Source organism: Pontibacter anaerobius (assembly GCF_026241195.1).
GTDB classification, from domain to species: domain Bacteria; phylum Bacteroidota; class Bacteroidia; order Cytophagales; family Hymenobacteraceae; genus Pontibacter; species Pontibacter anaerobius.
Genome location: NZ_JAPFQO010000014.1, coordinates 21973 through 46373, shown reverse-complemented (window position 1 = coordinate 46373; position 24401 = coordinate 21973). Strand labels below are relative to the sequence as shown.

Annotated in this window: 20 protein-coding genes; 5 read left to right on the top strand and 15 right to left on the bottom strand. The window is 52.5% G+C overall.

Translation table 11 applies throughout. The features are described from left to right. Window positions 1-160: 160 nt before the first annotated feature. A complete protein-coding gene (locus OO017_RS18465) occupies window positions 161-895 on the top strand; it encodes a hypothetical protein (RefSeq protein WP_266054184.1) in 735 nt (244 codons plus the stop codon). A gap of 340 nt (window positions 896-1235) precedes the next feature. On the opposite strand, the gene OO017_RS18460 is transcribed toward OO017_RS18465, so the two are convergent. Continuing rightward, on the bottom strand, window positions 1236-2192 hold the full coding sequence (locus tag OO017_RS18460; RefSeq protein ID WP_266054183.1) for an asparagine synthetase A: 957 nt from the start codon (window positions 2190-2192) through the stop codon (window positions 1236-1238). Window positions 2193-2355: 163 nt separating this feature from the next. Here OO017_RS18460 and OO017_RS18455 point away from each other — a divergent pair, with 163 nt between their 5' ends. Then, window positions 2356-2814: an Lrp/AsnC ligand binding domain-containing protein gene (locus tag OO017_RS18455; protein ID WP_266054182.1), complete on the top strand. Its 459-nt coding sequence runs from the start codon at window positions 2356-2358 to the stop codon at window positions 2812-2814. A gap of 290 nt (window positions 2815-3104) precedes the next feature. Here the strand turns inward: OO017_RS18455 and OO017_RS18450 are convergent, their stop codons facing one another. The 3 genes from OO017_RS18450 to OO017_RS18440 all read right to left on the bottom strand — a co-directional run bounded on the left by OO017_RS18450 (window position 3105) and on the right by OO017_RS18440 (window position 7865). Beyond that, the gene (locus OO017_RS18450; protein WP_266054181.1) at window positions 3105-4361 is read right to left on the bottom strand and encodes a pyridoxal phosphate-dependent aminotransferase; all 1257 of its coding nucleotides are present in this window, start codon (window positions 4359-4361) and stop codon (window positions 3105-3107) included. Window positions 4362-4492: 131 nt separating this feature from the next. Next, window positions 4493-6913: a DUF5686 and carboxypeptidase-like regulatory domain-containing protein gene (locus tag OO017_RS18445; protein ID WP_266054180.1), complete on the bottom strand. Its 2421-nt coding sequence runs from the start codon at window positions 6911-6913 to the stop codon at window positions 4493-4495. A 64-nt stretch (window positions 6914-6977) separates the two neighbouring features. After that, complete coding sequence (locus tag OO017_RS18440; protein WP_266054179.1) at window positions 6978-7865, bottom strand: phosphatase PAP2 family protein; 888 nt, start codon at window positions 7863-7865, stop codon at window positions 6978-6980. Window positions 7866-8064: 199 nt separating this feature from the next. Between OO017_RS18440 and OO017_RS18435 the strand changes: the two genes are divergently transcribed. Further along, window positions 8065-9582 carry an NAD(P)H-hydrate dehydratase gene (locus OO017_RS18435; RefSeq protein WP_266054178.1) on the top strand — a complete coding sequence of 506 codons (1518 nt, stop codon included), beginning with the start codon at window positions 8065-8067 and terminating at the stop codon, window positions 9580-9582. Here OO017_RS18435 and OO017_RS18430 read toward each other — a convergent pair. The 11 genes from OO017_RS18430 to OO017_RS18380 all read right to left on the bottom strand — a co-directional run bounded on the left by OO017_RS18430 (window position 9563) and on the right by OO017_RS18380 (window position 18926). After that, entirely contained in the window at window positions 9563-10462 is a 900-nt protein-coding gene (locus OO017_RS18430) for a UbiA prenyltransferase family protein (protein WP_266054177.1), read from the bottom strand. The two genes, OO017_RS18435 and OO017_RS18430, sit on opposite strands and share 20 nt — an antisense overlap. A gap of 144 nt (window positions 10463-10606) precedes the next feature. Beyond that, complete coding sequence (locus tag OO017_RS18425; protein WP_266054176.1) at window positions 10607-11188, bottom strand: inorganic diphosphatase; 582 nt, start codon at window positions 11186-11188, stop codon at window positions 10607-10609. Between the two features lie 51 nt (window positions 11189-11239). Further along, entirely contained in the window at window positions 11240-12955 is a 1716-nt protein-coding gene (gene pafA, locus OO017_RS18420) for an alkaline phosphatase PafA (protein ID WP_266054175.1), read from the bottom strand. 175 nt (window positions 12956-13130) lie between these two features. Then, window positions 13131-14021: an ATP synthase F1 subunit gamma gene (gene atpG, locus OO017_RS18415; RefSeq protein ID WP_266054174.1), complete on the bottom strand. Its 891-nt coding sequence runs from the start codon at window positions 14019-14021 to the stop codon at window positions 13131-13133. 73 nt (window positions 14022-14094) lie between these two features. After that, a complete protein-coding gene (atpA, locus tag OO017_RS18410) occupies window positions 14095-15675 on the bottom strand; it encodes a F0F1 ATP synthase subunit alpha (RefSeq protein WP_266054173.1) in 1581 nt (526 codons plus the stop codon). A gap of 2 nt (window positions 15676-15677) precedes the next feature. Beyond that, window positions 15678-16235, bottom strand: coding sequence for an ATP synthase F1 subunit delta (atpH, locus tag OO017_RS18405; RefSeq protein WP_266054172.1), 558 nt, complete (start codon window positions 16233-16235; stop codon window positions 15678-15680). A 54-nt stretch (window positions 16236-16289) separates the two neighbouring features. Beyond that, a complete protein-coding gene (locus OO017_RS18400; RefSeq protein ID WP_266054171.1) occupies window positions 16290-16784 on the bottom strand; it encodes a F0F1 ATP synthase subunit B in 495 nt (164 codons plus the stop codon). 155 nt (window positions 16785-16939) lie between these two features. Beyond that, entirely contained in the window at window positions 16940-17197 is a 258-nt protein-coding gene (atpE, locus tag OO017_RS18395; RefSeq protein ID WP_025608468.1) for an ATP synthase F0 subunit C, read from the bottom strand. A 37-nt stretch (window positions 17198-17234) separates the two neighbouring features. After that, the gene (gene atpB, locus OO017_RS18390; RefSeq protein ID WP_266054170.1) at window positions 17235-18251 is read right to left on the bottom strand and encodes a F0F1 ATP synthase subunit A; all 1017 of its coding nucleotides are present in this window, start codon (window positions 18249-18251) and stop codon (window positions 17235-17237) included. Between the two features lie 43 nt (window positions 18252-18294). After that, complete coding sequence (locus tag OO017_RS18385; RefSeq protein ID WP_266054169.1) at window positions 18295-18678, bottom strand: hypothetical protein; 384 nt, start codon at window positions 18676-18678, stop codon at window positions 18295-18297. 5 nt (window positions 18679-18683) lie between these two features. After that, window positions 18684-18926 carry an AtpZ/AtpI family protein gene (locus tag OO017_RS18380; protein WP_266054168.1) on the bottom strand — a complete coding sequence of 81 codons (243 nt, stop codon included), beginning with the start codon at window positions 18924-18926 and terminating at the stop codon, window positions 18684-18686. Between the two features lie 309 nt (window positions 18927-19235). Between OO017_RS18380 and porW the strand changes: the two genes are divergently transcribed. Further along, window positions 19236-22070 (top strand): type IX secretion system periplasmic lipoprotein PorW/SprE, encoded by a 2835-nt coding sequence (gene porW / locus OO017_RS18375; protein WP_266054167.1) that lies wholly within the window; start codon window positions 19236-19238, stop codon window positions 22068-22070. Between the two features lie 4 nt (window positions 22071-22074). After that, window positions 22075-24390 (top strand): penicillin-binding protein 1A, encoded by a 2316-nt coding sequence (locus OO017_RS18370; RefSeq protein ID WP_266054166.1) that lies wholly within the window; start codon window positions 22075-22077, stop codon window positions 24388-24390. The last annotated feature ends 11 nt before the right edge of the window (window positions 24391-24401 follow it).

Below are 24401 nucleotides of genomic sequence, written 5' to 3'. Positions count from 1 at the left end.
TTTATACCCGCCTGATTTATACTTCCACTTTCTCTGTACATAAGCCAGCCATTTTTTGCCCCAGAAACAGCTTCTTCTGCAGCAGCTGGCACTATATATGCTAAGGCTATACTTGTAATCTCTGGATTACAGAAGTACCTATACCTCAATCTACAAAACTATGAAAAAAGGACTATTGGCTGCTGTGCTGGCGGGAGTGCTGGCGCTGCAGGGCTGTTCTGTTCCGCATATGGCCATGGAATCAAGCTTTAGGCAACAGGCACAGGAGCTCCCTGTGGAAGGCCGCAAAGTATTAAAACCGAACGGAAACTTCCTGATCGGCGGCTATACTGTGGCCAACGTGCACCGCGGCTGGAAAAACAGTGGCGGCTTTAACCTGTTCGGTTACGAGTACGTCAAATCCAGGCAGCGGCATGAATTTAGCCTGATGAGTGCGCAGGGCACAACGTGGTATGTGTTTGGTGCGAGCCGTTTGCACGAGAAGAACTTGAAATCCAACAACGGCATCAGCATACGGCTCTCGCCTAACCTGGAGTACTATGCCAGCTACTTCACCTCTCCCGAGAGCGGACAGTGGCACCTGCTCACCGCTGACCCGGGCCACTACCAGGACCGCCGACGCTTCGAGGGGGAATTATCCAACGGCAGCACCGTGTATACAGTAGCGCCTGTGTATAAGTTTGAGGGCAAAACGTTGCCGCTACCCGACATTGTGGGGTATGAATTTAAAAACGGGACTGAGGTGCTGGGGGCGGTGCAGGTGCTGAACAACGGTAAAGTATGGCTGCAGCCCAACCTCACCGAAGACACGCGCATGGTACTGGCCAGCACCATAGCCTCGCTGCTGCTCTACGAGAAGCTGCACGACACTAACACCTCGCTTGAGCAGCCTTAAACCAAAACGTAAGTGTTAAGCCCTTTATAAGTATGAAAAAGCAGGCCCAAAGCTGCTAACTGTTATTTTATACTTTGGGCGCTACTGAAAGTATAAAGTATGGCTCACGGGAATCTGAAAATTGACATTACACCTGCCAAAGCCGTACAGGCAAGTATGAATTTCTTAAATCCTGTTGATAATTGGGCAAGAAAAAGGCCTGCAGCATCTCAGTTGCAGGCCTTCACATCATCTTAAACCATTCAATTAACTTATAATTCGCAGGATTATCCGCATTATCGCTATTGTCATCCATATCTTTTTAGTCATCTAACATAGGTTAATCACATCCTTATTTACGCTAAAAAACAGCTTTGGTAAAAGGCTTGCGCGAGAACACAGTCACCTCGTCCACATCCTTCAGGCGACAGATAAAACGGGTCATGCGCTCCACTCCAAAACCTCCGCCGGCTGTTTTCGGGATACCGCCTTCTTTGGCCACTTCCAGGTAATGCGCGAAGGCCTCCTGGCTGGTGCCTACCTCGTCCATGCGTTTGCGAATCTGGTGGTACTCGTGCTCACGCTCTGCCCCGGACAAGCCCTCGCCGAAGCCTTCAGGCCAGATTACGTCATAGTTCAGGTATGTGCCCGGCTTCTTCGGATCCTCTTTGTCGTAGAACTCGCGCTTGTGGTTCAGCAGCCAGAACGGCGCGGTGGCTTCCTTCGATTTGATGTGCTCGTAATCCGGGCCGAGGGCAGCCTCCAGTTTTTCGGTACGGCATACTTCCCACTTCTCGTACTGCGGCAGCAATTCCCCGCGCAGCTCAAGTACAGTTTCCGTTAGTTCCTCGTTCAGGCGGCGGAACACGAAATTCACCAGCTCCTCCATAAACTCCATCACGTAAAAGCGATCCTTGCCCTTAAACTCAAAGTCGATCTGCGTGAACTCGAACAGGTGGCGGCCGGTTTCGGCACGGTCAGAAAACTCCAGGCGCACGTTCGGCGACACAATGTAGAGGCTGTCCAGTTCCGGGTTCATCAGGGCCAGCTGCTTATGGAAGATCATGGACTTGGTAAGGCTCCAGCGCTGGTCGGCATAGCCAATGGTGGCATCCACCACGCCATGGTTCAGCGGGTCCGTGATCGGCGACAGCATGAGCGGCATCAGCTGCGTCAGGCCTTTGCGGTACATAAAATCGTGGGTGGCGCGCACAATACCCTGCTGCACTTTCAGGATCTTGGGTAGCGATGCGCGGCTCAGGTGGCTAACCGTGGCCTCAAGTACCGTCGGTTCAGTTAGTGTTTCTTGCTCCATCATTTTTTGATAAATTGTTAAAGAATTGAGTCGTTATACATCACAAATGTAAAAACCGTTGCTCTATTTTATAAATTTATCAAATAATATTTTTTAAATTTGATAATATTTTAATAATAATGCTTTATCTTTGAAACTTTGTTAACAGCAGCAAGTACAGGAGCATATGAATTACGAAATTGATAAACTGGATAAGCAGATTCTGAGCCTGTTGATGCAGGATGTGACCCGCGCCTACACCGATGTTGCCAAAGAACTGAACGTATCGGGTGGCACGATACACGTGCGGATGAAGAAACTGACGGAAATGGGCGTGGTAAAAGGGGCCCAGCTGCTGATTAACCCTTCGGCGGTAGGCTTCGACATCTGCGCGTTTATCGGTGTGTTTCTGGAGAAGGGCTCGGAGTATAAGGAGACCGTGAAGAAGATGCAGGACATACCTGAGATTGTGGAGCTGCACTATACCACCGGTGCCTACAGCATGTTTGCCAAGATCATCTGCCGCGATACCCAGCACCTGCGCGAGGTGCTTAACGAGAAACTGCAGTCTATAGAGGGTGTGCAGCGCACCGAAACGCTGATTTCCCTGGAGGAAAGTATAAACCGGCAGATCCGGATTGATTAACGGTCAAAAAACAGAGACGCCGGTTAGAGCGTCTCTGCAAAGGATAGATTCATTTTCGGGATGGTTTGCCATTCCCTTGGCCAAGGCTAAAATTAGGGCACAGGTTCAATAGCAAGCTAACTTCCCGCGGGTTTTCAACTCGTGGTTTCCCATGAGGCAAGCTTTCAGCTTGCGGAAGTATAGACCGAGCAATCAACGCAAGCTGAAAGCTTGCCCCATTCAAAAGCCACAAGATGAAATCTTGCGGCAGGCATAAACCCACCCCTGCCCCTCCAAGGAGGGGAATAATATTACTTCAGCTTCTGAAGCGCCTCGCGCAGCCTGCCCAGCGATGCCTTAATCTCCTCTAAAGAGGCACCTCCCACCGACAGCCTGAACCAGTTGAGGTCTTTGCCGGAGCCGAAGGCAGAGAACGGCACCACGGCCAGCTTTGCCTCGTGTAGTATGTAAAACGTTATGTCCTGGCTCGTCTCCAGCACTTTGCCATCCGGTGCGGTTTTGCCCGCCAGGTCCATCTTCGCAGACAGGTAGATCGCGCCCATCGGCTCAATGGCATCCACGGCATAACCCTCCGACTTCAGCTCCTGGAAACCGTTGTACAGCACGTTCAGGCTCTCCTGTACTTTCGGCTTAAACTCACCCATAAAACCGTCCACCTCCTCGGGCTGGCCCAAGAACTCGGCCATAGCCATCTGCTCGGCCTTAGGAGCCCAGGCACCCACATGGCCAAGTATGGATTTCATCTTATCCATCACCACCGTCGGGCCAAAGGCATAGCCCACGCGCACGCCTGTGGCGGCAAAGCACTTGGAGGTGCCGTCGATGTATACCGTGTAGTCGCGCATATCGGGGCGCAGGCTCACCGGGTCATAGTGCTCGGCGTTGCCAAAGGTCAGCATCCAGTAAATCTGGTCGTAGAGCACGTACAGGGGCTTTTCGCCTTCACCGCGGCTGCGGTTCTCCTCCAGCACCAGGTCGCAAATTTCTTCCAGGTCTTTCTTAGAGAACATCGTGCCCGTCGGGTTCAGCGGAGAGCACAGGGCCAGCATGGTAGCGCCTTTCAGATGTGGCTTCACATCTTCGGCAGTCGGCATAAAATTGTTCTCTGGCCGCGTTTTCACCTCCACCGGCGTAGCGCCGGAAAGGTGGCAGTAGTGGTTGTTGTTCCAGGATGGTGTGGGGTACACTACCTTATCGCCCGGATCTACCAGGGCCAGGTAAGTGGCGTAGATTAGCGGACGAGAGCCGCCAGCCACCAGTATATCGTTCTCCGGGTAAGTAAGGCCAAGGCGCTCTTTGGTAAAGGCCACCACCGCCTTGCGCAGCACCGCCACGCCGTTGGCAGGCGGGTAGTTCGTGTGCCCCTGCTCATAGGCTTTGGTAATGCCTTTGCGCAACTCCTCCGGAATCGGGTAAATGCTTGGGTTAAAGTCGCCGATGGTGAGGTTGCAGATAGGCTCCCCCTTGGCAATCATTGCGTTCACCTCGCCGGCCACCCGAATAATTTCGGAGCCGATCAGGTTCTGCGCCATTTTAGATACTGTCATGGTGTTGAATTACTGAATATAAGAAGGTTCTGTAAAGTTATCGATTTTCGGCCAACTAACTGTAACGCCTTTGCGGTTAAATGTTTCCGGGTGATGCAATCCCCCCTATGCCCCAAGGCCAGTTTTATACTTTAGAACAGTATAGTGGCCGTGAGCTTAATGCGCAGGTTATCGTCTTTTTTATCCAGGGCATAGGGGCCATAGCGGTAAAAAGCACCTACGCCCACCCCACTAAACGGGGAACTGATGATGTTATGGAGCATCACCCCGGACTCGAAAAAGCCTTTGCGCATACTTCTGAAGGTTACCTCTGGCAGCTCCGGCAACGGCTCCGCCATACTTCCGATGCCGATGTTGGTGACCGCCACCAGGTCGGGAGCGAAGAAGCGGGTGTTGAGCAGGCGCTTCCCAAAGTTCTGGGAGAAGAACAAAGCGGCATACCTGTCGGAGAAGAACTCGTAGGGGTACATCGTCTCGAAGCCCTCGCCGGTGTACAGTTTATAGTCGGGGTTGTTGCTGCCGTAGCCGTTGTAGCGCGTCACCAGCGGGGCGTTGCCATCCACTAATCCGCCTGCAAGTATAAAGCTGCTCTCGCCGAAGGTGCGGTGCCGCAGCAGGGCCTTCAGCCGCAGATCATACTTGTTGTAACTGTAATCGCCATCTAAAAAGCCATCCAAGCCACGGGTATACTGCAGCCACAGCACCGGCCGGTCCTCATCCGTCATCGGCACCAGGCGGTTGAACTGCTGCATGTATTGCTCGCCGGGGGCATAGCGCAGGCTCAGCACCGCCTCCGCCAGGTTAAAGGTGGGCAGCGGCTGCCCCTCCGGCTGCAGCAGCGTTGGTCGCCGCTCCTCCTGCCGCAGTTGGGCATTGGCCTGCAGGTAGCGCAGCACGCGGCCCTGCAAGGCTATACTTTGGTGCGTGGTATAATCCATGTCCGTCAGCAGCGCGCGCCGCAGACTGCCCAGCAAACCGTGGCTCTCCTCAAAAGCCTGCCTGCGTCCGCCGGTTTCCAGCACATCCTCAAAGTATACCGCCTTTAGCTGCAGCTCCAGCGGCTGGTAAAGTAATACCGAGGCATCGGCACCATACTTGGCCTCCTCATCCTTGAAACCATAGCCCCAGTAGCCGCCCACTTTAAACCGCTCCGAGAAGCGGTCATTCGTATGTGCGCCCATCCCCAGCCGCACACCTTCAAAAGCACTCACGCGGAACAGGCGCTTCAGGTCCAGGCTAACGGGGCCAATCGGAATCTGCTTGCTCATCAGGTACTCCAGGGTGCGGATGGTGCGGTCCAGCTTTTGGGCGCGGCCCACGCTGTCGAGGCGCTCGTAGGTGCGCTGCTCCAGCTGCGTGAGCGAGTCGGGGCGGTAGGGCTGGAAAAAGCTGTCGGGCTGGCGGTTGGCGTTGGGCTGCTGCTTCAGGGCCACTACGCCAAAATCGGAGCGGCGCAGGTTAGGCTTCAGGTTGATGTTGGTGATGTAGGTGCGCATGTGCGCGTAGGGCTCGTGCCCGTTCAGGTTGAGCTGTGGGATGCTTAGCTCCACGTCCAGCTCCGTCGGGAACCACTGCTGCTGCGGCCCTGTCCGCTCGTACTGCTGCTGCAGCCGTATGTTGCGCTTGTCGTCGTCACCTGCCGAGCCGGCCAGCACGTTCTGCACCGCCCAGCCGCTGCTGTTGATGTAGAGCAGGCCCTCAAGGCCCTCAAAATTCTTGCCCTGCCCGGGTTTAAAGGAGATGATGAAAATGCTGTCCTGTCCCTGCACCACCGTCTCCTGCAGCACAAAATCATACTTGCGGGTGCTCCCCGGGCTGATGGGGCTCAGGTAGCGCTTGCCGAAGAACACCGGCAGGTCGTCATACACCGAGAAATCGCGGGCCTCGGCGGCCACCACGCCAAAGCTCGGCTGCTGTAGGCCCGAAACGCGTGTAGCCAATATGGTTTCTTTGGTGAGATTCGGCTGCAGAAAGGCGTAGTCGGTCACACTCTCCAGCAGAAACAGGTGCTGCTGGCCTAGCAGCTTGCGCATTTTCAGGTAGGCCGAGTCGCGTTTGGAAAGCTGCAGGGTATCGCGTAGCTCCTGCGCCCCCACATCGGTGGCGGTAAGTATGAATTTGTTGTAGGTTCGGTAAGTATAGCCCTGCAGGTTCTGCAGGCGGTGGCGCTCGCGGTTTTGTGTAGCCAGCTGTATGATGCGGTGCGCCGGGTTTTCGCCAGTGCCCAACACCACCACCTCCTGCAGCCGCGCCGCCGTGGGCTGCAGCTGCACGTTTATTTCTTCCACAGAATCAGGATAGATTATACTTGGCTTATAGCCCACATAACTGAAGCGCAGGCTGCGGATGGGCTGGTGGTAGCGCAGACGATACTCCCCCTCCAGGTTAGTGGTGGTGCCGGTCTCCCCCTCGTTGGCCACGATGCTGACAAAGGGCAACCGCTCCCCTGTGGCGGCATCGCGCACCACGCCCTGCACCTGCCGCAACTGCGCCAGCGTAGCCCCAGACAGCAGGCACAAGTATAAAAGTATAAGGTAGCGGAGGTGTGGCATCCGGTAAAGATAAAAAGAAAAGGCGCTACTCCTGCAGCGCCTTCCATTCTTCGTAAGGTATGGCCTAAAAGGTTACATGCAGCCCTACGCCAGGGCTTCCGTTTGGTAGCACGGTAGGAACCACAGCTGTGTTTAATCCTTTGTCCTTCGCAAATTTATCGTGCAGCCAGTACACGGTGTTCACAGAAATGATGCCTACGCCAGCCCCGGCCAGCACATCCGCCATCCAGTGCTCATTGTTCATCACACGCATGACGCCGGTGGCGCTGGCAATGGCGTAACTGCCCACACTTACCCAAGGGCTCTTATGCCGGAACTCCTTATCCACCAGCGTGGCGATGGTAAAGGCGTAAGCCGTGTGGCCTGAGGGAAAAGCAGTGGGATCGCCATTAGGCCTGTCGATATCAGTGAGTTTTTTGGCGGGCCACACAATGGCCGAGGTCAGCGCACCGGAGGCTAACAGCAGCCCCGTCTGGCGGCGGATATCGTGGCGGTTCTGGGATGAGAACGCGTTAAACCCATACAAATAAGCCACTGGCAGAAAGAACAGGTAGTCGTCTACCTTTGTGCTGAAATCAGGCGCATGCCTGTTGCGGGCATCACGGGCATCGTGGCTGCTGAAAAACCCATTACCCTGTATCGTGTACACGCCCATTCCGATCAGGGCGGCGGCCGGCAGCACGGCTCGCTTCAGGTAGCGCTTGTTCTCGCCCTCCCGCAGCTGCGCCTCGGTAAACGGTTTCTTCTGGCCCGGGTAAACTGTATCGCCCTGAGCAGAAACAATAGCTTCCGCTAATGAGTCTGGTGTGGTAAGCAGAAGGCTGTCAGTTGCGGCAGGACGCGCCGTAACCTCCGTTATGGCATCCGGCTGCTGCTGTGTCTGCGCCAGCACAGGGTTTGCCAGCACCACCAGCCCCAGCAGAAAGGCTGTCAGTTTATTCTTTAGTTTCAAATTAAAAAGTAGGTTTAGGTTGAGCTGTAGCTAATAAACTGCATTTCTGCACATTTTGTGCCACAGCTGCTGCTTTTTTTGCTGATGCCCCTTTCCCGGATATGCAAAGTATGGCTTCGGCAAAACCAGCTGCTCCCATACCTGCAACCGAACCTTCGCAATGCAGTATATTTAGGCAAACGTAACGCACCTGTTCCACATGAAAATCCTCACCGCTGCACAAACACGCGAAGCCGACGCATATACCATCCGGGAAGAAGGCATCTCCTCCACCGACCTCATGGAGCGGGCTGCAAAGGCCTTTACCGGCTGGTTCGAGAATAAGTTTCAGCCTAGCGAGGAAGTGCATGTGTTCTGCGGCCCGGGCAACAACGGTGGCGACGGGCTGGCGGCGGCGCGGCTGCTGCACGAGCGCAAGTATAAGGTGCAGCCATACATAGTAGGAGATGTCTCGAAGGCTTCGGATGATTTTAATGTGAACCTGAAGCGCCTGCCGCAAGAGCTGCAGCCTATCCACGTGGAACAGCCATCTGCCGTTCCTGAACTGACCGATACGGCCTGTGTGGTAGATGCCCTCTTCGGCACCGGCCTGAACCGTCCCGTAACCGGTTTGTATGGAGAAGTGATCCGGAAGTTGAACAGCAGCGGCGCCACCATCACCTCCATCGATATCCCCTCCGGCCTCTACTCCGACAGCCAGACACCCGAAGAAGGAGCTATTACCCGGGCCAACTATACCATCAGCTTTGAGCTACCCAAGCTTGCGTTCCTGCTGCCGCAGCACGAGAACTTTGTGGGGGAGTGGCATGTGGTGCCAATCGGGCTGAGCCAGAAGTTTATCGCTGAGGCAAAGTCTGACCTCTATTGCACCAAACAGGAGGATGTGCAACAGTTTCTGAAGCCCCGCAAGAAGTTCTCGCACAAGGGGCTGTATGGCCATGCGTTGCTGCTCTGCGGCGGCTATGGTAAAATGGGAGCCGCCGTGCTGGCCGCCCGCGCCTGCCTTCGCAGCGGCATCGGCCTTTTAACGGTTCAGGTGCCGCAGGCCGGCTATCCTATACTTCAGACCGCTGTGCCCGAAGCCATGACGCTAACGGACAAGAACCGGAAGCACCTTTCGGAGCTGCCCCTGGAGATAGATAAGTTTGATGTAATCGGGATTGGACCGGGCATTGGAACGGAGCGTGTCACGAAAACGGCTATTGGGCAACTGTTGGCCACCACTTCTCACCCCATCGTGCTGGATGCAGATGCCATCAATATTGTTGGCGCCAGCGAGAAACTGAAAGCGCAGCTGTTTAAGAAGAAGCTCATCTTTACGCCGCACCCCAAGGAGTTTGAGCGGCTGGTGGGCAAGGTAAAGAACGACTATGACCGCATGCAGCACCTGCGTGAGTTTTGCCAGGAGTATGGCTGCTATGTTGCCTTAAAGGGCAGCCACACCGCCATTGGTACACCAGAAGGCAAAGTACACTTTAACACCACCGGCAACGCAGGGCTCGCCACCGGCGGCACCGGCGATGCGCTTACGGGTGTCATTACAGCGCTGGTGGGGCAAAAGTATACGTTAGAGGAGGCCTGCCGGCTGGGTGTGTTTGTGCATGGCCTGGCCGCAGATCTGGCACTGCAAACCGTTGGGGATATCGCCATGACAGCCTCAGACGTAATTGATCACCTACCGAGGGCTTTTCTGCATCTTACCCAACCACTGCCGTAGCCAGAAACACTAGCCCAGCGTGCAGCAGCATGGCCCCGTCGGCAAGTATGGCAAAATAGGCCCGTGGCCGGTTTACTGCAGACCGCCACACAATGACCGCTGCGCCCACAGCACTGGCCACCAGCGCCCAAAGTATAAGCCCGCTCTCGCTGCTCAGCAGCACCAACACGTACAGCAGCAGCAAACCCAGCGAAAACAGCTTCGTGTTACGCACGCCAATCCAGCCAGGGAAGGTGAGCGTGTTCATGCCTTTGTCGTAAGTGTAGTCACGAATATCGAACAGGAGCGCCAGGGCAAGTATAAACAAGAAGCGGCGTAGGAAAAATTTCACGGTTTCTGGTTGCCATACTTCCATACCCGCATCCAGCAAGGGCAACACAGCCGTAACCACCGCCCAAACATAGGCAATAAGAAAAACCTTGAGTAATGGCACGCTACGCAAGGGCTTCACCCGCCGCCGCTTGTACAGCACCGGCACCGTGTAACCAATCGAGATCAACGCCAAGTGCAGTAGGAACCATGGGTTTACCCGCAGATCAAACCAGAAGTATAAAACCACTGCCGCGCTTATACTTAGCACGCCCAGCACAGCCAGCCCTTTTTTGTGCCGCTGGCCCCAAACCGGATCCTGGCTGTTTACACGTTGGCTGGGATGCCGTAGTATACTTTGCACGCTGCTGAGGTTATAGGTAAACAAGGTAGCCAGAAACACGAACACCGCCATAGGCAGCGACACCGGCAGCCTCGCCAGCAGGTAGGTCTCCACGGTAAGGGCGAAGCCACAGAAAGATATAAAAACGCTGCTATACAGCAGCCCCTCCAGCAGCTGGTGCAGCTGGCCTTGCATTTTCCCTTCCCCGATCCGCTTGTTTACCTCCATCTTATATGCAAGTACGCAACAATTCCTCCACTAATCAAACACTGGCGCCGCTGCTACAGCAAGCAGTAACAGGCTTATACTTTAAAAATAGAAAAGCCCGGCACAGGGTACCCCACGCCAGGCTTAACAGGAAAAGTAATAGGGTTAAAGCGTTTGCTCTCTCCTGGTGGGCTCACCAAAAGTAGTATTGTAAAGCTCAATGCTGTCCTGGATGATTTTGTAGGCGTGCTCACGGCCCAGGAACTGCTCCACGATTACCTCTTTGTTCTCTAGTTTCTTATAGTCTTCGAAGAAGCGGCGCATCTCCAGCAGCGTGTGCGGCGGCAGCTCTGAAATATCATTGATGTGGCGCACCGACATGTCGTTATAAGCCACAGCGATGATTTTGTCGTCTTCCTCGTTGTTGTCGATCATCTGCATCACACCGATCACCTTCGCATCGATCAGGCACATCGGCTGTACATCGATCGAGCAGATTACCAGTATATCAAGCGGGTCTTTATCGTCGCAGTAAGTCTGTGGTATAAAGCCATAGTTGGCAGGGTAGTTCACCGATGAGAAAAGTACTCGGTCCAGCTTCAGCATGCCGCTATCTTTGTCCAGCTCATACTTTGCCTTCGATCCCTTCGGAATCTCAATGATAGCTGTAACTACTTCCGGCGACATGTCGCCGTAGCTCACACTATGCCATGGATTGTTCTTGTCCTCTGTATTCTCCATATTCATCATTAAATTAAAATGCGCCGTCAATCATTGCTCTTCTTCAGGCGCTATGGTTTATTTCATGTATACTTGTAAAGGTTTGCCCACGCTTCCGTTTGGCTCTTGTATGTATAACCAGGCCGCAATCGTAGCAGCTATATCCGATACTTCTGCCTCGGCAGCGCTCTCTCCTGCTGGCACCTTCCAGCCGTACCACAGCAGCGGCACGTGGGTATCGTAGTTTGAGTAGGAGCCATGCGTTGTGCCCTTCGGCTCTTTTCCGTAGCCCTCGAACCAGCCCGGCTCCAGCAGCACCACCACATCGCCGGAGCGCTTTGGGTTATAGCCACTCTCAACGCGGGCCATCATGCCGGTGCCCCAATTGTTGCTTTGCAGCGTAGTGGCAGGCACAGCGCGCATCACGCCATCCAGGCGCAGCACGTAATTGGCCACGCTCTGCTGCACGTCGGCTATGTTTAACTTCTTACTATCAATGATGGCTCGGTTCAAGTACAGCTGCTGATTTATGTAATGCTCTACCCAGTCGGCCTTGCCATATGTTTTATCTAAATAAGCATCCACGGAGTCTCGCACCACACCGGATGAACCCAAGCCGGCCGGAACCTTCATCTCCTGCATAAAGGCAGGCACATGTGCGGCGCCATGGTCCGCGGTAAGGAAGAACAGCACCTCCCCTTTTCCTACTTCCTGCTCAATAGTACTGATCAGTTCGGCCAACTCCTGGTCCAGGCGCAGAAACACATCCTGGGCCTCGATAGAGTTCGGGCCAAAAGAGTGGCCCACGTAATCCGGCGTAGAGAAGCTTACAGTCAGAAAATCGGTTACATCGTCTTTGCCCAGGCTTTCGCCCCTCAAGGCTGCCAATGCAAAATCTTTGGTTATGGTGTTACCCGCAGGCACAGAGCGAATCAGCTCATAATCTTCTCCCCGAATGGCAGGCACATTATGCGGAAAAACCGGGCTCTGCTCACCGGAAAAGGCTCTCTCCCAAGGCATATCGTCTGCGGTGCTCTCGGTATACTCTTCTATCGGAAGCAGTGTTTCCCAGGGTTTGCTCAAGTACTTGTCTGCCAACTTCTGATTATTGAACTCCTGCACCCACTGCGGCAGCTGCTGGTGGTAAAAAGTACTTGTAATCCAGTTTCCGCTCTGAGAATCAAACCAGTAGGCCCCATTTGCCAGGTGGCCTGCCGGAAGTATAGATCCCCTGTCTTTCAGGGCCACACCTACTACCTTGGCTTGTTTGTTAGTGGCAAGCCTGAGCTCATCTGTAATAGTTGTTGTTTTCAGGTTTGCCGGCGACATCAATCCTGCATCAGAACTGCTGCCTACTGTCTGCACGGATTTATCCTCCACACAGTACACAACCTCCTTCTGCTTACGGTCATACCAGCTGTTGCCAACTATTCCATTCAGGGAAGGTACGCTTCCTGTATAAATCGATGCATGGCCAGGGCCTGTATACGTAGGCACGTAGCTGTACTGCGTGTTCTTGAAGTTAAAGCCTTCTGACAGCACTTTCTTAAAGCCATCGTTGCCATACTTGCTCCAGTAGCGATACAAGTAGTCATAGCGCATCTGGTCTACCACAATTCCTACCACCAGTTTTGGGCGCTGCAAAATTGGGCTGAATGCCTCTTGCTTTGCCTCCTTTACTTTGGATGCCGCTGGGGTAGTGGGTGTGGTTCCGGCGCAAGCGCCCAGGAGCAGCGCACAGGCTGCCGTGGCTGTTGCCCGGTTAAGTTGCCTGAATAACTCTTTGTATCTCATTCTACTATAGATCAATTCCTACAAATATAATAAGTACTACCCACTTAAGCGCCCCGATCTGCGTCACAACTCTTATTTTACAGTTTGATAACAATAGCGCGACACTGGTGCCTACAAAAATAAGCAGCGCCCACTTTTATCGGTGGGCGCTGCTCCTGAACTCTTTTGTTCTTGTTTATTCTGAAGCTAAGGCCTCTGCACCACCAACAATTTCAAGGATTTCCTTCGTGATGGCTGCCTGCCTTGTCCTGTTATAAGTAAGCTTCAGTTGTTTCAGAAGCTCACCAGCGTTCTCCGTCGCTTTATCCATGGCGGTCATTCGGGCACCGTGCTCAGAAGCGTTTGACTCCAGCACTGCCTTGTACACCTGAATTTTCAGCGATTTCGGGATAAGCTCCTCAATGATCTGCTCTTTCGATGGCTCAAAAGTATAATCGATCAGCATTACCTCAGCGTCTACCTCTTCTGCTGGTTTCTCTTCAATCGGGAGGAACTGCTCCTGGCGCACGATCTGCGTAGCAACGTTTTTGAACTCGTTGTAAACGATATCCACCTGGTCATACTCACCTGCCACAAAATCGGCCATGGCCCGCTCTGCAGCGGCACGAACTGTTTCAAAAGACAGGTTAGCGAAGGTGTTGCTGTAGTCGCCGATCACATTGAAGCCTCTCTTGCGGAAAGCATCAAAGCCTTTGCGGCCGATCGTCAGAATTGTAACGTTTCCGGCTTCGTACTGGCTTTTATACTTGCCATTTACTAACGCCATTACACCCTTTACAATATTTGAGTTAAAGGCACCGGCCAGACCGCGGTCAGAGGTTATCGCGATAATCAACACGCTGTTCACCTCACGCTTCTCAGCGTACGCGTTTGACACAGAACCCTCGGCCATTGATGACAGGTTTGTCAGGATGCCGCTCAGGCGCTGTGCATAAGGGCGCATTCTTAAGATGCTGTCCTGTGCGCGACGAAGCTTGGCAGCCGACACCATTTTCATGGCTTTGGTGATTTGCTGCGTCGATGAGATCGATGTAATGCGGCCTCTAACCTCTTTTAAACTTGCCATATGTTGTTGCTATGTGCAAAAGCCGAAGGTTAAAAGCTGTTACCTCTTAACCTTCAGCCTTCTTACTTAAAGTCTATTTGTTGTACTTGGCAGAAGTTTCCTTCGCTACCTGTTTGATAACGGCAGTTGTTTCGTCATCCAGCTTACCAGCTCTCAGCGCGCTAAGGGCATTTGCATGCTGTGCACGCAGTGTACGCAGGAAGTCTTTCTCGAAGTTTCTTACCTCCGTTACCGGAACTGTATCCAGCAGACCGTTAGTGGCAGCGTAGATCGTTGCTACCTGCTCCTCTACCGGTACCGGTGAGTACTGTGCCTGCTTCAGTATCTCCAGGTTACGGCGACCACGCTCAATTGTAAGCTTGGTAGCGGCATCCAGGTCAGAACCGAACTTAGCAAAAGCCTCCAGTTCGCGGAACTGCGCCTGGTCCAGCTTCAGGGTACCAGCTACTTTCTTCATTGACTTGATCTGGGCAGAACCACCCACACGAGATACCGAGATACCTACGTTGATAGCCGGGCGGATACCTGCGTTGAACAGGTTAGTCTCCAGGAAGATCTGACCATCCGTAATAGAGATCACGTTCGTCGGGATATAGGCAGAAACGTCACCAGCCTGCGTCTCGATGATCGGAAGGGCTGTTAAAGAGCCACCACCTTTCACCAAATGCTTGATAGAGTCAGGCAAGTCGTTCATGTTACGGGCGATCTCATCCGATGCGTTGATCTTCGCAGCACGCTCCAAAAGGCGGGAGTGCAGGTAGAACACGTCACCTGGGTAAGCCTCACGTCCTGGTGGACGACGCAGTAGCAGGGATACCTCACGGTAAGCAACGGCCTGCTTAGAAAGGTCGTCATAAACTACCAGTGCAGGGCGGCCTGTATCACGGAAGAACTCACCGATGGCAGCACCTGTAAACGGCGCGAAGAACTGCATTGGAGCAGGGTCAGCGGCAGAAGCAGCTACAACTACAGTGTAATCCATAGCGCCACCCTCTGTCAGGGCTTTCACTACCTGCGCTACTGTAGAGGCTTTCTGGCCAATAGCAACGTAGATACAGAAAACAGGCTCTCCTCTTTCGAAGAACTCGCGCTGGTTCAGGATAGTATCGATAGCAACCGCAGTCTTACCTGTCTGGCGGTCACCGATGATCAATTCACGCTGGCCACGGCCGATCGGAATCATAGAGTCGATCGCCTTAATACCAGTTTGCATTGGCTCGTTTACCGGCTGGCGGAAGATAACGCCTGGTGCTTTACGCTCCAGTGGCATCTCATACATTTCGCCTGCAATTGGGCCTTTACCGTCAATCGGGTTACCCAGTGTGTTTACCACACGGCCAATGATGCCGTCGCCTACTTTGATAGAGGCAATACGGTTTGTTCTTTTTACAGTGGCGCCCTCTTTGATCTCGCTGTAGTCGCCGAGCAATACGGCACCTACGTTGTCCTCTTCCAGGTTCAGAACGAGTGCCTGCAGTCCGTTCTCAAACTCTAAAAGCTCACCAGACTGGGCCTTGGAAAGGCCATAGATACGAGCGACACCGTCACCCACTTGCAGCACAGTACCTACTTCTTCCAGTTCCGTCTCGGTACGGAAGTTAGATAGCTGTTCTCTTAATATGGCTGATACTTCGTCAGGTCTTACTTCTGCCATGATTATAGTTTATTAATGTATGGGTTGTCTTTAAATTGATTTCTCAGCTTGCGAAGCGTGTTCTTCACAGAGCTGTCGATTTGTTTATCTCCTACGCGCAGCACAAATCCTCCTATCAGTGATGGATCTACGCGCTCAATAAGCTCAATGCGTTTGCCCGTCTGGGCTACCAGCTTCTGGCCCAGCTCATCGCGCAGGGCAGGGGTAAGCGGGTAAGCAGAAACCACCTCGGCAGTTTGGATGCCCTGTAGTTCCCTGTACTGGTCCTGGTAAGAAGTAGCAACACTCTCCAGGATAGCTTCGCGGTTCTTGCGGGCTATCAGGTTGAAGAAGGCCAGCGTCAGTTCATTTACCTTTCCTTTGAATACCGCATTGATCACCGCCAGCTTCTTATCTGACTTCACAATCGGATTCTCCAGCAGCAGCTTAAAATCACGGCTCTGGGATACTACCTGCGTAAACAGCTGCATATCTGCATTTACCTGTTCCAGCACACTTTTCTCCTCAGCCAGCTCAATCAGCGACTTCGCATACCTGGAAGCAACTCTAATATCTGACATAGTGCTTGTTTATATGGCAGCGGCACTACCGGGGCAGGCCGCGTTTATACTTTGTTAGTTAAGCGTTACTTCACGGATATAATCCTGAGCCAACGTCTGCTGTGCCGTTTTATCGCTCAGCTCTCTTTTCAGGATCTGCTCCGCGATCTCCAGCGACAGAGAGGCCGCCATGTTCTTCACCTCGGTGATAGCAGCGCGCTTCTCGTTTTCGATAGCCTCGCGAGCCTGGGCAATCATACGGGCACCTTCTTCGTTCGCTTTCTGCTTAGAGGTTTCCACAATGCTGTTAGCAGCCTCTGAAGCTTCTTTCAAAATCTTGTCGCGCTCCATGCGAGCCTCTGCCAACAGTTTCTCGTTGTCAGCTTTCAGCGCCTGCATCTCCAGCTTCGCTTTCTCAGCTGCGCTCAGGGCATTTTCGATAGAAGTCTCGCGCTCATTCAGGGCGCTCATGATCGGCTTCCACGCAAACTTACCAAGCAGGAACAGAACGATCAGGAACGTTACCGTCTGCCAGAAAAGTAGACCAATACCAGGGGTTACTAATTCCATTTTTTATGAAGGTTGAGTATTAAGTTCTTTTTGAGCGGCCTTCGTGGCCGCCTTTAACTATATCTGTACTATGTCTTTTGACCTCATCGTCTGGGCCATGCGCCCAGACGTGAGATCATTAAAGCATGTTAGCTTGTTACTTTAAAATAAAGTAATTAAGCAATAGCGATCAGAAGACACACTACTACACCGAACAGGGTTACACCCTCGATAAGTGCAGAAGAGATGATCATGGCAGTTTGGATTTTGCCACCAGCCTCAGGCTGACGAGCAATAGATTCCATAGCTGAACCACCGATGCGACCGATACCAAGACCAGCGCCAAGGGCAACTAGACCTGCACCAATACCGGCACCCATGATACCAAGACCAGCGCCTTCAGAAACAGCTTGAAGCAAGATTGCTAACAACATAGTTATAGAAATATATAGTTAAAAAATAAAATTCAGATTAATGATGCTCATCAGCGTGATCATGCTCTTCCACAGCACCGCCGAAATACATGGCAGAAAGCAGCGTAAAGATATAAGCCTGCAGCAGGGCCACGAACAACTCCAGGAAGTTCATGAAAGTAGCGAAGGCAACACTTAGCGGGCCTACAGCTATACTTCTGAAGATAAAGATCAAGCTAAACAGCGACAGGATGATAATGTGACCTGCCGTGATGTTGGCAAAAAGTCGAACCATCAGGGAGAATGGCTTTGTCAGGATGCCGATCAACTCCACCGGAATCATAATCGGGGCCAACCAGGTTGGCACACCAGGTGTCGCGAAAATGTGCTTCCAATAGCTCTTGTTACCGCTAAACACAGTTATAAGGAGTGTAATCAGCGCCAGCACCAGCGTTACAGCAATGTTACCCGTCAGGTTGGCTCCACCTGGCATTAAACCCAGCAGGTTGTTGAACCAGATAAAGAAGAACACGGTGAGCAGGTATGGCATATAACGCTCATACTTCGGACCGATGTTCGCCTTGGCAATCTCGTCGCGAATAAAGATAATGATCGGCTCAAAGAAAGACTGGATTCCGCGAGGGGCAGCTTTCGGGTTGTTTTTATAGCGGCCTGCAATAAGGAAGAAAACCACAAACAGCAGTGCCACACTAATAAACATCGAGGCCACGTTCTTTGTAATAGAGAAGTCGTACAACCCGCCATGCGCTTCCAGCGATTCGCCAGCCTCATCCACGCGTGCTATGTGGCCATGCGCCAGCGCATACCCATTGTAGGGCACTGTCTCATGGTTCTCATCGTAGAAATTGTGAGAAGAGAACACTTTAAACTCACCATTGTCTACCAGTATAACAGGCAGATAAAGAACTGCACCGTCTGCGAAATGCCAGGTATAATCATCAGCGATGTGGTGCGTGATCATATCCCCTGGCTGAAACTCTCCGCCTTCCACAGGTGCTTCAGCAAAAGCAGTCAGCGTAAGGAAGGAAAACAATAGAACGAATAACCTCTTCATTAAGAATGATTTAGGAGCAATATTTTACAGACAGAACCTACCGTTAATCCTGCCCTCTCAAATGCGGGCGCAAGTTAGCCAACAAACTGTAAATTTCAAACCCGGTAAACAGGAAATATAACGCGAAGAAGTTGAAAACGAACTGCAACCTGCCTTCTTTAAAGAACCACACGTACAGTGCCACCACCCCGATACTTAGCACCACCCGGAAACCCATGGAGGCAAAATAGTACACCTGAAAGTTCTCAGGGTCGTTTTTGTAGCCCATCTGGGTTAGGTAGTAGGTAAAGCCGGTGATAAACACAAAGAAAAGCAGCATGTGCCAGATGTAGCTGTGCAACAGGGAGTAAGCGGTAAATTGCAACAGGGCTCCTATGGTTACACAAAGTATGGCTGTAAGTATGACCAGGTTTCGAACAAACTTCACGCGGGTTATTTTTTATTTATAGATAGTATGGTCAGGACCATGGTAGCGACAACAGCCACCAAAAGCAAGGCAATGGTAAACCAGGGCTTATCGTTGCCCATGTACCCGTCCAGCCAGCGGCCGGCAAAGGCAGCCAGCACCAGCGCCCCGATCATCTGGAACGCCATGCCCGAGTACTTTACATAGGGCTTTATACCCTCTTGCCTGCGCTGCTCAGGCTTCTGCTCTTTTTCTGGCTGATTTTCCATGTGCTTCAGAAGTTTGCAAAGATACTCCTTTTTACGAGCTTACAGCCAAAGCAGCGCCTCAGCAGTAAAGTATGCCACGCCTGAAACCATTTAGATTTTTGTATAGTTCAATAGCAGTCCGCAAATAAGCTATTTGCTTAACTATCCGATGATTATTGTATTTTTGTAGATAAGCCGGGGCGTGGCACTCTTTATAACTATTACTGCACCAACTGTTACAGGCCGAAAACCTATACTTTTGATCCTGCCCCCAACGTTTACATATTATATATAAAGAAGCACTCAAAACCCGCTGCACACACCATCGCCTTGAACAAGAAACCGCTGCACATATTCTTTCTACTTGCCGGGCTGCTGCTGGCGGCATGTTCTGCCGAGCGCAACAACCCGCTCAGCAAGACATACCACAACACCACTGCCCGCTACAATGGTTATTTTCTGGCCAAGGAGAAGATGCGCCTATTGGAGGAGAAGCTGCAAGAGCAGACGGTGTACGACTACAGCCAGGTGCTTCCTATCTTTCCGCCCCTCGACACAGCCACCGCTACCGCCCTGGCCGCCGACCTGGAGGACATCAAGAAGAAGGCATCATTCCCTATACAGTACCACCAGAACAGCAAGTGGGTAGATAATAGTTATGTGCTGATAGGCCAGGCAAGTTTTTATGAGCTGAACTTTGAGGAGGCCGTGCGCACCTTTAAGTATGTAAATGCGAACGGGAAGGGCAAAGACGAGCGGCACGAGGCCCTGGTGTGGCTGATGCGCTCTTTTATAAAGCTGGGGGAGATGGAAAACGCCCAACAAGTATCGGAGTTCCTGCGCAAAGAGCGCCTGAACAAGGAGAATGCCCGTGAGCTATACTTAACCCGCGCCCAATACTACCGCCTGCAGAATGACACGGCACAGGTCATTGAGAACCTGGCGCTCTCGCTGCCCAACTTTGAGGAAAAGGATGATGAATCGCGGGTACGTTATACTTTGGGACAGCTTTATCAGCTTACAGGTCAGAACAAGGAGGCCAGCAAGCAATACAGCAAGGTGCTGCGCAACAACCCGCCTTATGACCTGGGCTTCTTCAGCCGCCTGAACCTGGGGCAGGTAAGCGAGCTGGCCGATAACGACGACAAAGAGCGTATAGAAGGTTATTACCAGAAACTCCTGAAAGACGAGAAGAATAAAGAGTACCGCGATAAGATCTATTACGAGATGGCCCAGTTCGAGCTCCGCCAGCAGAACTATGACAAGGCGCTGGAGTATTTGAACCAGTCGCTGCGCACACCGGGTGCCTTGCCTAACCAGAAAGCCTACAGCTATGTATCGGCGGGTGAGATCTACTTTGAGAACCTGAAAAAGTATGAGCTTGCCGCCGCTTACTATGACAGTGCCGTGCAGGTGTACCCGCCACAGGCTGCCATGTATGAGGCCGTGGCAGAGCGCCGCGATATTCTGGCTGATTTCGCCCAGCAGTACACCACCATCCAGACCCAGGACAGCCTGCAGCGGATAGCAAAGATGCCGGAGGCGGAGCGCCTGGAGTTTCTGCAGGCTTTGGTGCAGCGCGAAGAGGAAGAACGCCTTGCCGCACTGGCTCAACAACAGGAGCAGGCACAGCGCCAGGAGCAGGAAAACCGCCGCAACCCGGTGCGAAACAATAAAAATGCGAGCATTGGCACCAGTAATGAGGCGGGAGGTGTATGGTATTTCGATAACCCCTCGGCCATGGCCACAGCACGCGCAGAGTTTACCCGCCGCTGGGGCGATCGCCCGAATCAGGATTTCTGGCGCATCCGTACCCGTGGCGAAACTGAGAATATGCCTGCAGTGGTGGCACAGGCGCCAGACAGCCTAGCCGCGACGGCCGAGGAAGAAAGCCCTGAAGAGCGTATGCAGGCCCAAATGGCTACCTACCAGCAAAACCTGCCGCTTACTACCATTGCTCTGCAGCAGTCCGAGAGAATGGTGGAGGAGGCGCTTTTCCGTTTAGCGGTCATCTACTCCCAGAATCTACAGGCCCCTGAAGAAGCCATTGCCACCTACGAGCAGCTGCTACAACGCTTCCCGCTAACATCGCATGCTGCCGAAACATACTATAGTTTATACTTGCTCTACGGCCGCACCGGCAACCAGGAGCAGCAACAGGTATATTATAATAAGATAAAGCAGCAGTTCCCGAGCACCACCTATGCCCGCCTGCTCGACGATGAGGGCTTTACGGCCAAGAACGCTGCCGATAACCTAAAGGTGCATGCGCTTTACGACTCAGCCTATGCGCATTACGAGGAGCAGGAGTATAAAATGGCCTTGGAGCAACTTCAGCTCATCACGGCGCAGTACCCTTTCAACGACATTCAGGACAAGGTGATGTTTCTGGATGCCATGGTTGCCGCCCGCACCGAAAAGCCGGAAGTGCTGCGCGACAAGTTAAACAGGTTTAAGAAGGAACATAGAAATAGCCCCCTGGTGAAGCAGGCCGACAAATTGCTCGCCACCTACCAGGAACTGGAGCAAAAAAAACAGCTTCGGGCAGAGGCCCCTGCCCCGCCGGCTCCTAAGCAGCAGAAGGAGCAGCTGACCCCGGAGCAGAAAGTTAGCACAGAAATTGCTCAGGCTACAGCATCAGCGGCAAAGGCAATGCCTGCGTTACCTCCTGCCAATCCTCCGCAACCCGCCAACACCACGCAGCAGGCACAACCAGTGGTAACAGCGGCAGACTCAGTGGAACAGCAGGAACGCGTAACGGCCAATACAGATACGCTTACCGAGCCAGCGGCCAACCCGCTGGAGTACACAGCAGCGGCAGACTCTGCCTATTATTTTGTACTGATTTACCCAAATGATGCCAAAGCCTTCGCCGACATACAGCAGAAGTATGAAAAGTATAACAGCATGTATTATAAGAAGGAACAAATAGCTCTGGATTCTCTGGATTTTGGAGAAGGCAAAACCATGTTGGTTGCCCGTTCTTTCCAGGACCCGCAGCTGGCACTTTCATATAACATCAAACAAAAGGCTCCGCAGGCGCCAATAGGTAGAATTAGAGGCATAGATTTCATTACCTTTGTTATCTCTTCTGCCAACTTCGAGAAATTTTTACAGAAGAAAGACCCTGAAGTATACCTGAACTTCTTCAAAGACAATTATTAATTCCATGACTACGCGTCAAAAGACCCTTACGCCGAAAAGATCCTTTTATCCAAAAGTTGTATCCGTGTTGTGGCTGCTGTTTGTCGGCGGCTTCGCTGCTTTTGTACTTTACATCTATGCGGTAAGCATCAATTTCCTGAACCTGTTCGGGGAAATGCCCGACCTGCGCACCCTGGAGAACCCTAAAAGCGAGGTAGCCTCTGAGCTATACTCTGCCGATAACCAACTCCTGGGGAAATACTTCCGGGAGAACCGCACACCAGTGGAGTATGAGGAGCTTCCGGACAACCTGGTGAACGCACTTGTCGCTACGGAGGATATTCGCTTTGAGGAACATGCCGGCATTGATCCACAGTCTATGATGCGCGTGGCCGCAGGTATACTTACCGGCGAGCAAAAGGGGGGCGGCAGTACGCTTACACAGCAGGTGGCCAAAAACCTATTCGATACACGTAGCGATGAACTTAACAATGGCGTGCTCAATGATGTGCCAGGGCTGCGCATGCTCATCCTGAAGACAAAGGAGTGGATCATGGCCGTGAAGCTGGAGCGCTCCTACACCAAGCGCGAAATACTGACGATGTACCTGAACACTGTGGATTTCGGCTCCAACGCTTTCGGTATCAAGGTAGCTGCTAAAACGTTCTTCAACAAGAAGCCTGAGGAGCTGCAAGTACAGGAGTCGGCCGTGCTGGTGGGCCTGCTGAAAGCACCTACCTACTACAGCCCTAAGTATAACCCGGAGAATTCGAAGCGCCGCCGTAATACCGTGCTGGCCCAAATGGTGAAGTATAATTTCCTGCCCGAGGCGGAGTTTAACCAATTAAAGGAGCAGGAAATTGCTTTGGATTACCGTGTGGAGAGCCATAACATCGGCATGGCCCCATACTTCCGTACCGAAACCAGCAAGTTTCTGCTGCAGTGGTGCCGCGAAAATGGGTATGACCTGTATGCGGATGGCCTCCGTGTTTTCACCACCATTGATTCGCGCATGCAGAAATATGCGGAGGAGGCTGTGGCAGAGCACATGAAAGACCGCCAGAAAGCTTTCTTTGAACACTGGAAAGGACGTAACCCGTGGGTGGATGAGAACATGCGCGAGATCAAGAGCTTCCCGGAGCAGGCCATCAAGCGTACAGATCGCTACCGCAGGCTGAAGGCTCGCTTCGGCGACGACACGGACTCGATCAACTACTACCTCAACAAAAAAATACCAATGACCATCTTTAGCTGGGATGGCGAGAAAGAGGTTGTGATGAGCCCGATGGACTCACTTAAATATTACAAACACTTCCTGCAGACGGGCTTTATGGCTATGGAGCCACAGACTGGGCACATCAAGGCCTGGGTGGGCGGCATAAACTACAAGCACTTCAAGTATGACCACGTAAAGCAGGGTTCACGCCAGCCTGGATCTACGTTTAAGCCGTTCCTGTACACCACGGCTATCGAAAATGGCTACTACCCATGCTACGAGGTGCTGGATACGGAGACCTGCATTCCGCTTCCGGATGGCAAGATGTGGTGCCCTCAAAACGCTGACAACAAGTTCAGTGGTGAGAAGTATACGTTGCGCAAGGCCCTGGCCGAGTCTGTGAACTCGATCTCTGCCTTCCTGGTAAATAAATTAGGTGCCCCATCTGTAGCCCAAACCGCCCGCCGCATGGGTATTACGACAAAACTGGATGAAACCCCATCTCTAGTACTTGGCACTAGCGACGTAACGCTGTATGACATGGTAGGCGCTTATGGCACCTTTGTAAACGGAGGCACTTGGGTGCAGCCAACCTATATCACCCGCATCGAGGACAAGCACGGCAATGTGATAGCTGAGTTTGTGCCTAAAACGATGGAGGCACTGAGCGAAGAAACTGCTTACATGATGGTGCATATGCTGAAGGCAGCTGCAGAGCCAGGCGGCACAGCTTATTATGGCCTTCGTTTCCGTAACGGGCTTAAAAATGAGATAGGCGCTAAAACCGGTACTACCCAAAACTACTCTGATGCCTGGTTCATGGGCGTTACCCCTGACCTGGTAACCGGAACCTGGGTAGGCGGTGAAGACCGTTCTATACACTTCCGCACCATTGCCTTGGGCCAGGGTGGTAAACTTGCCATGCCTATTTATGGTGCATTTATGCAGAAGGTGTATAAAGATAAGTCTTTGGATGTGTCAAAAGATCCTTTCCCTAAACCTTCTGTGCCTTTATCTGTAGAATTAGACTGTGAAAAGTATAACCGGGGCATTCAGATCGACTCCGCTCAGCAAGATGAGTTCCTGAACCTGCCAACCGAGATTGACTTAGACGCTGAGATCTAATTCTAATACCT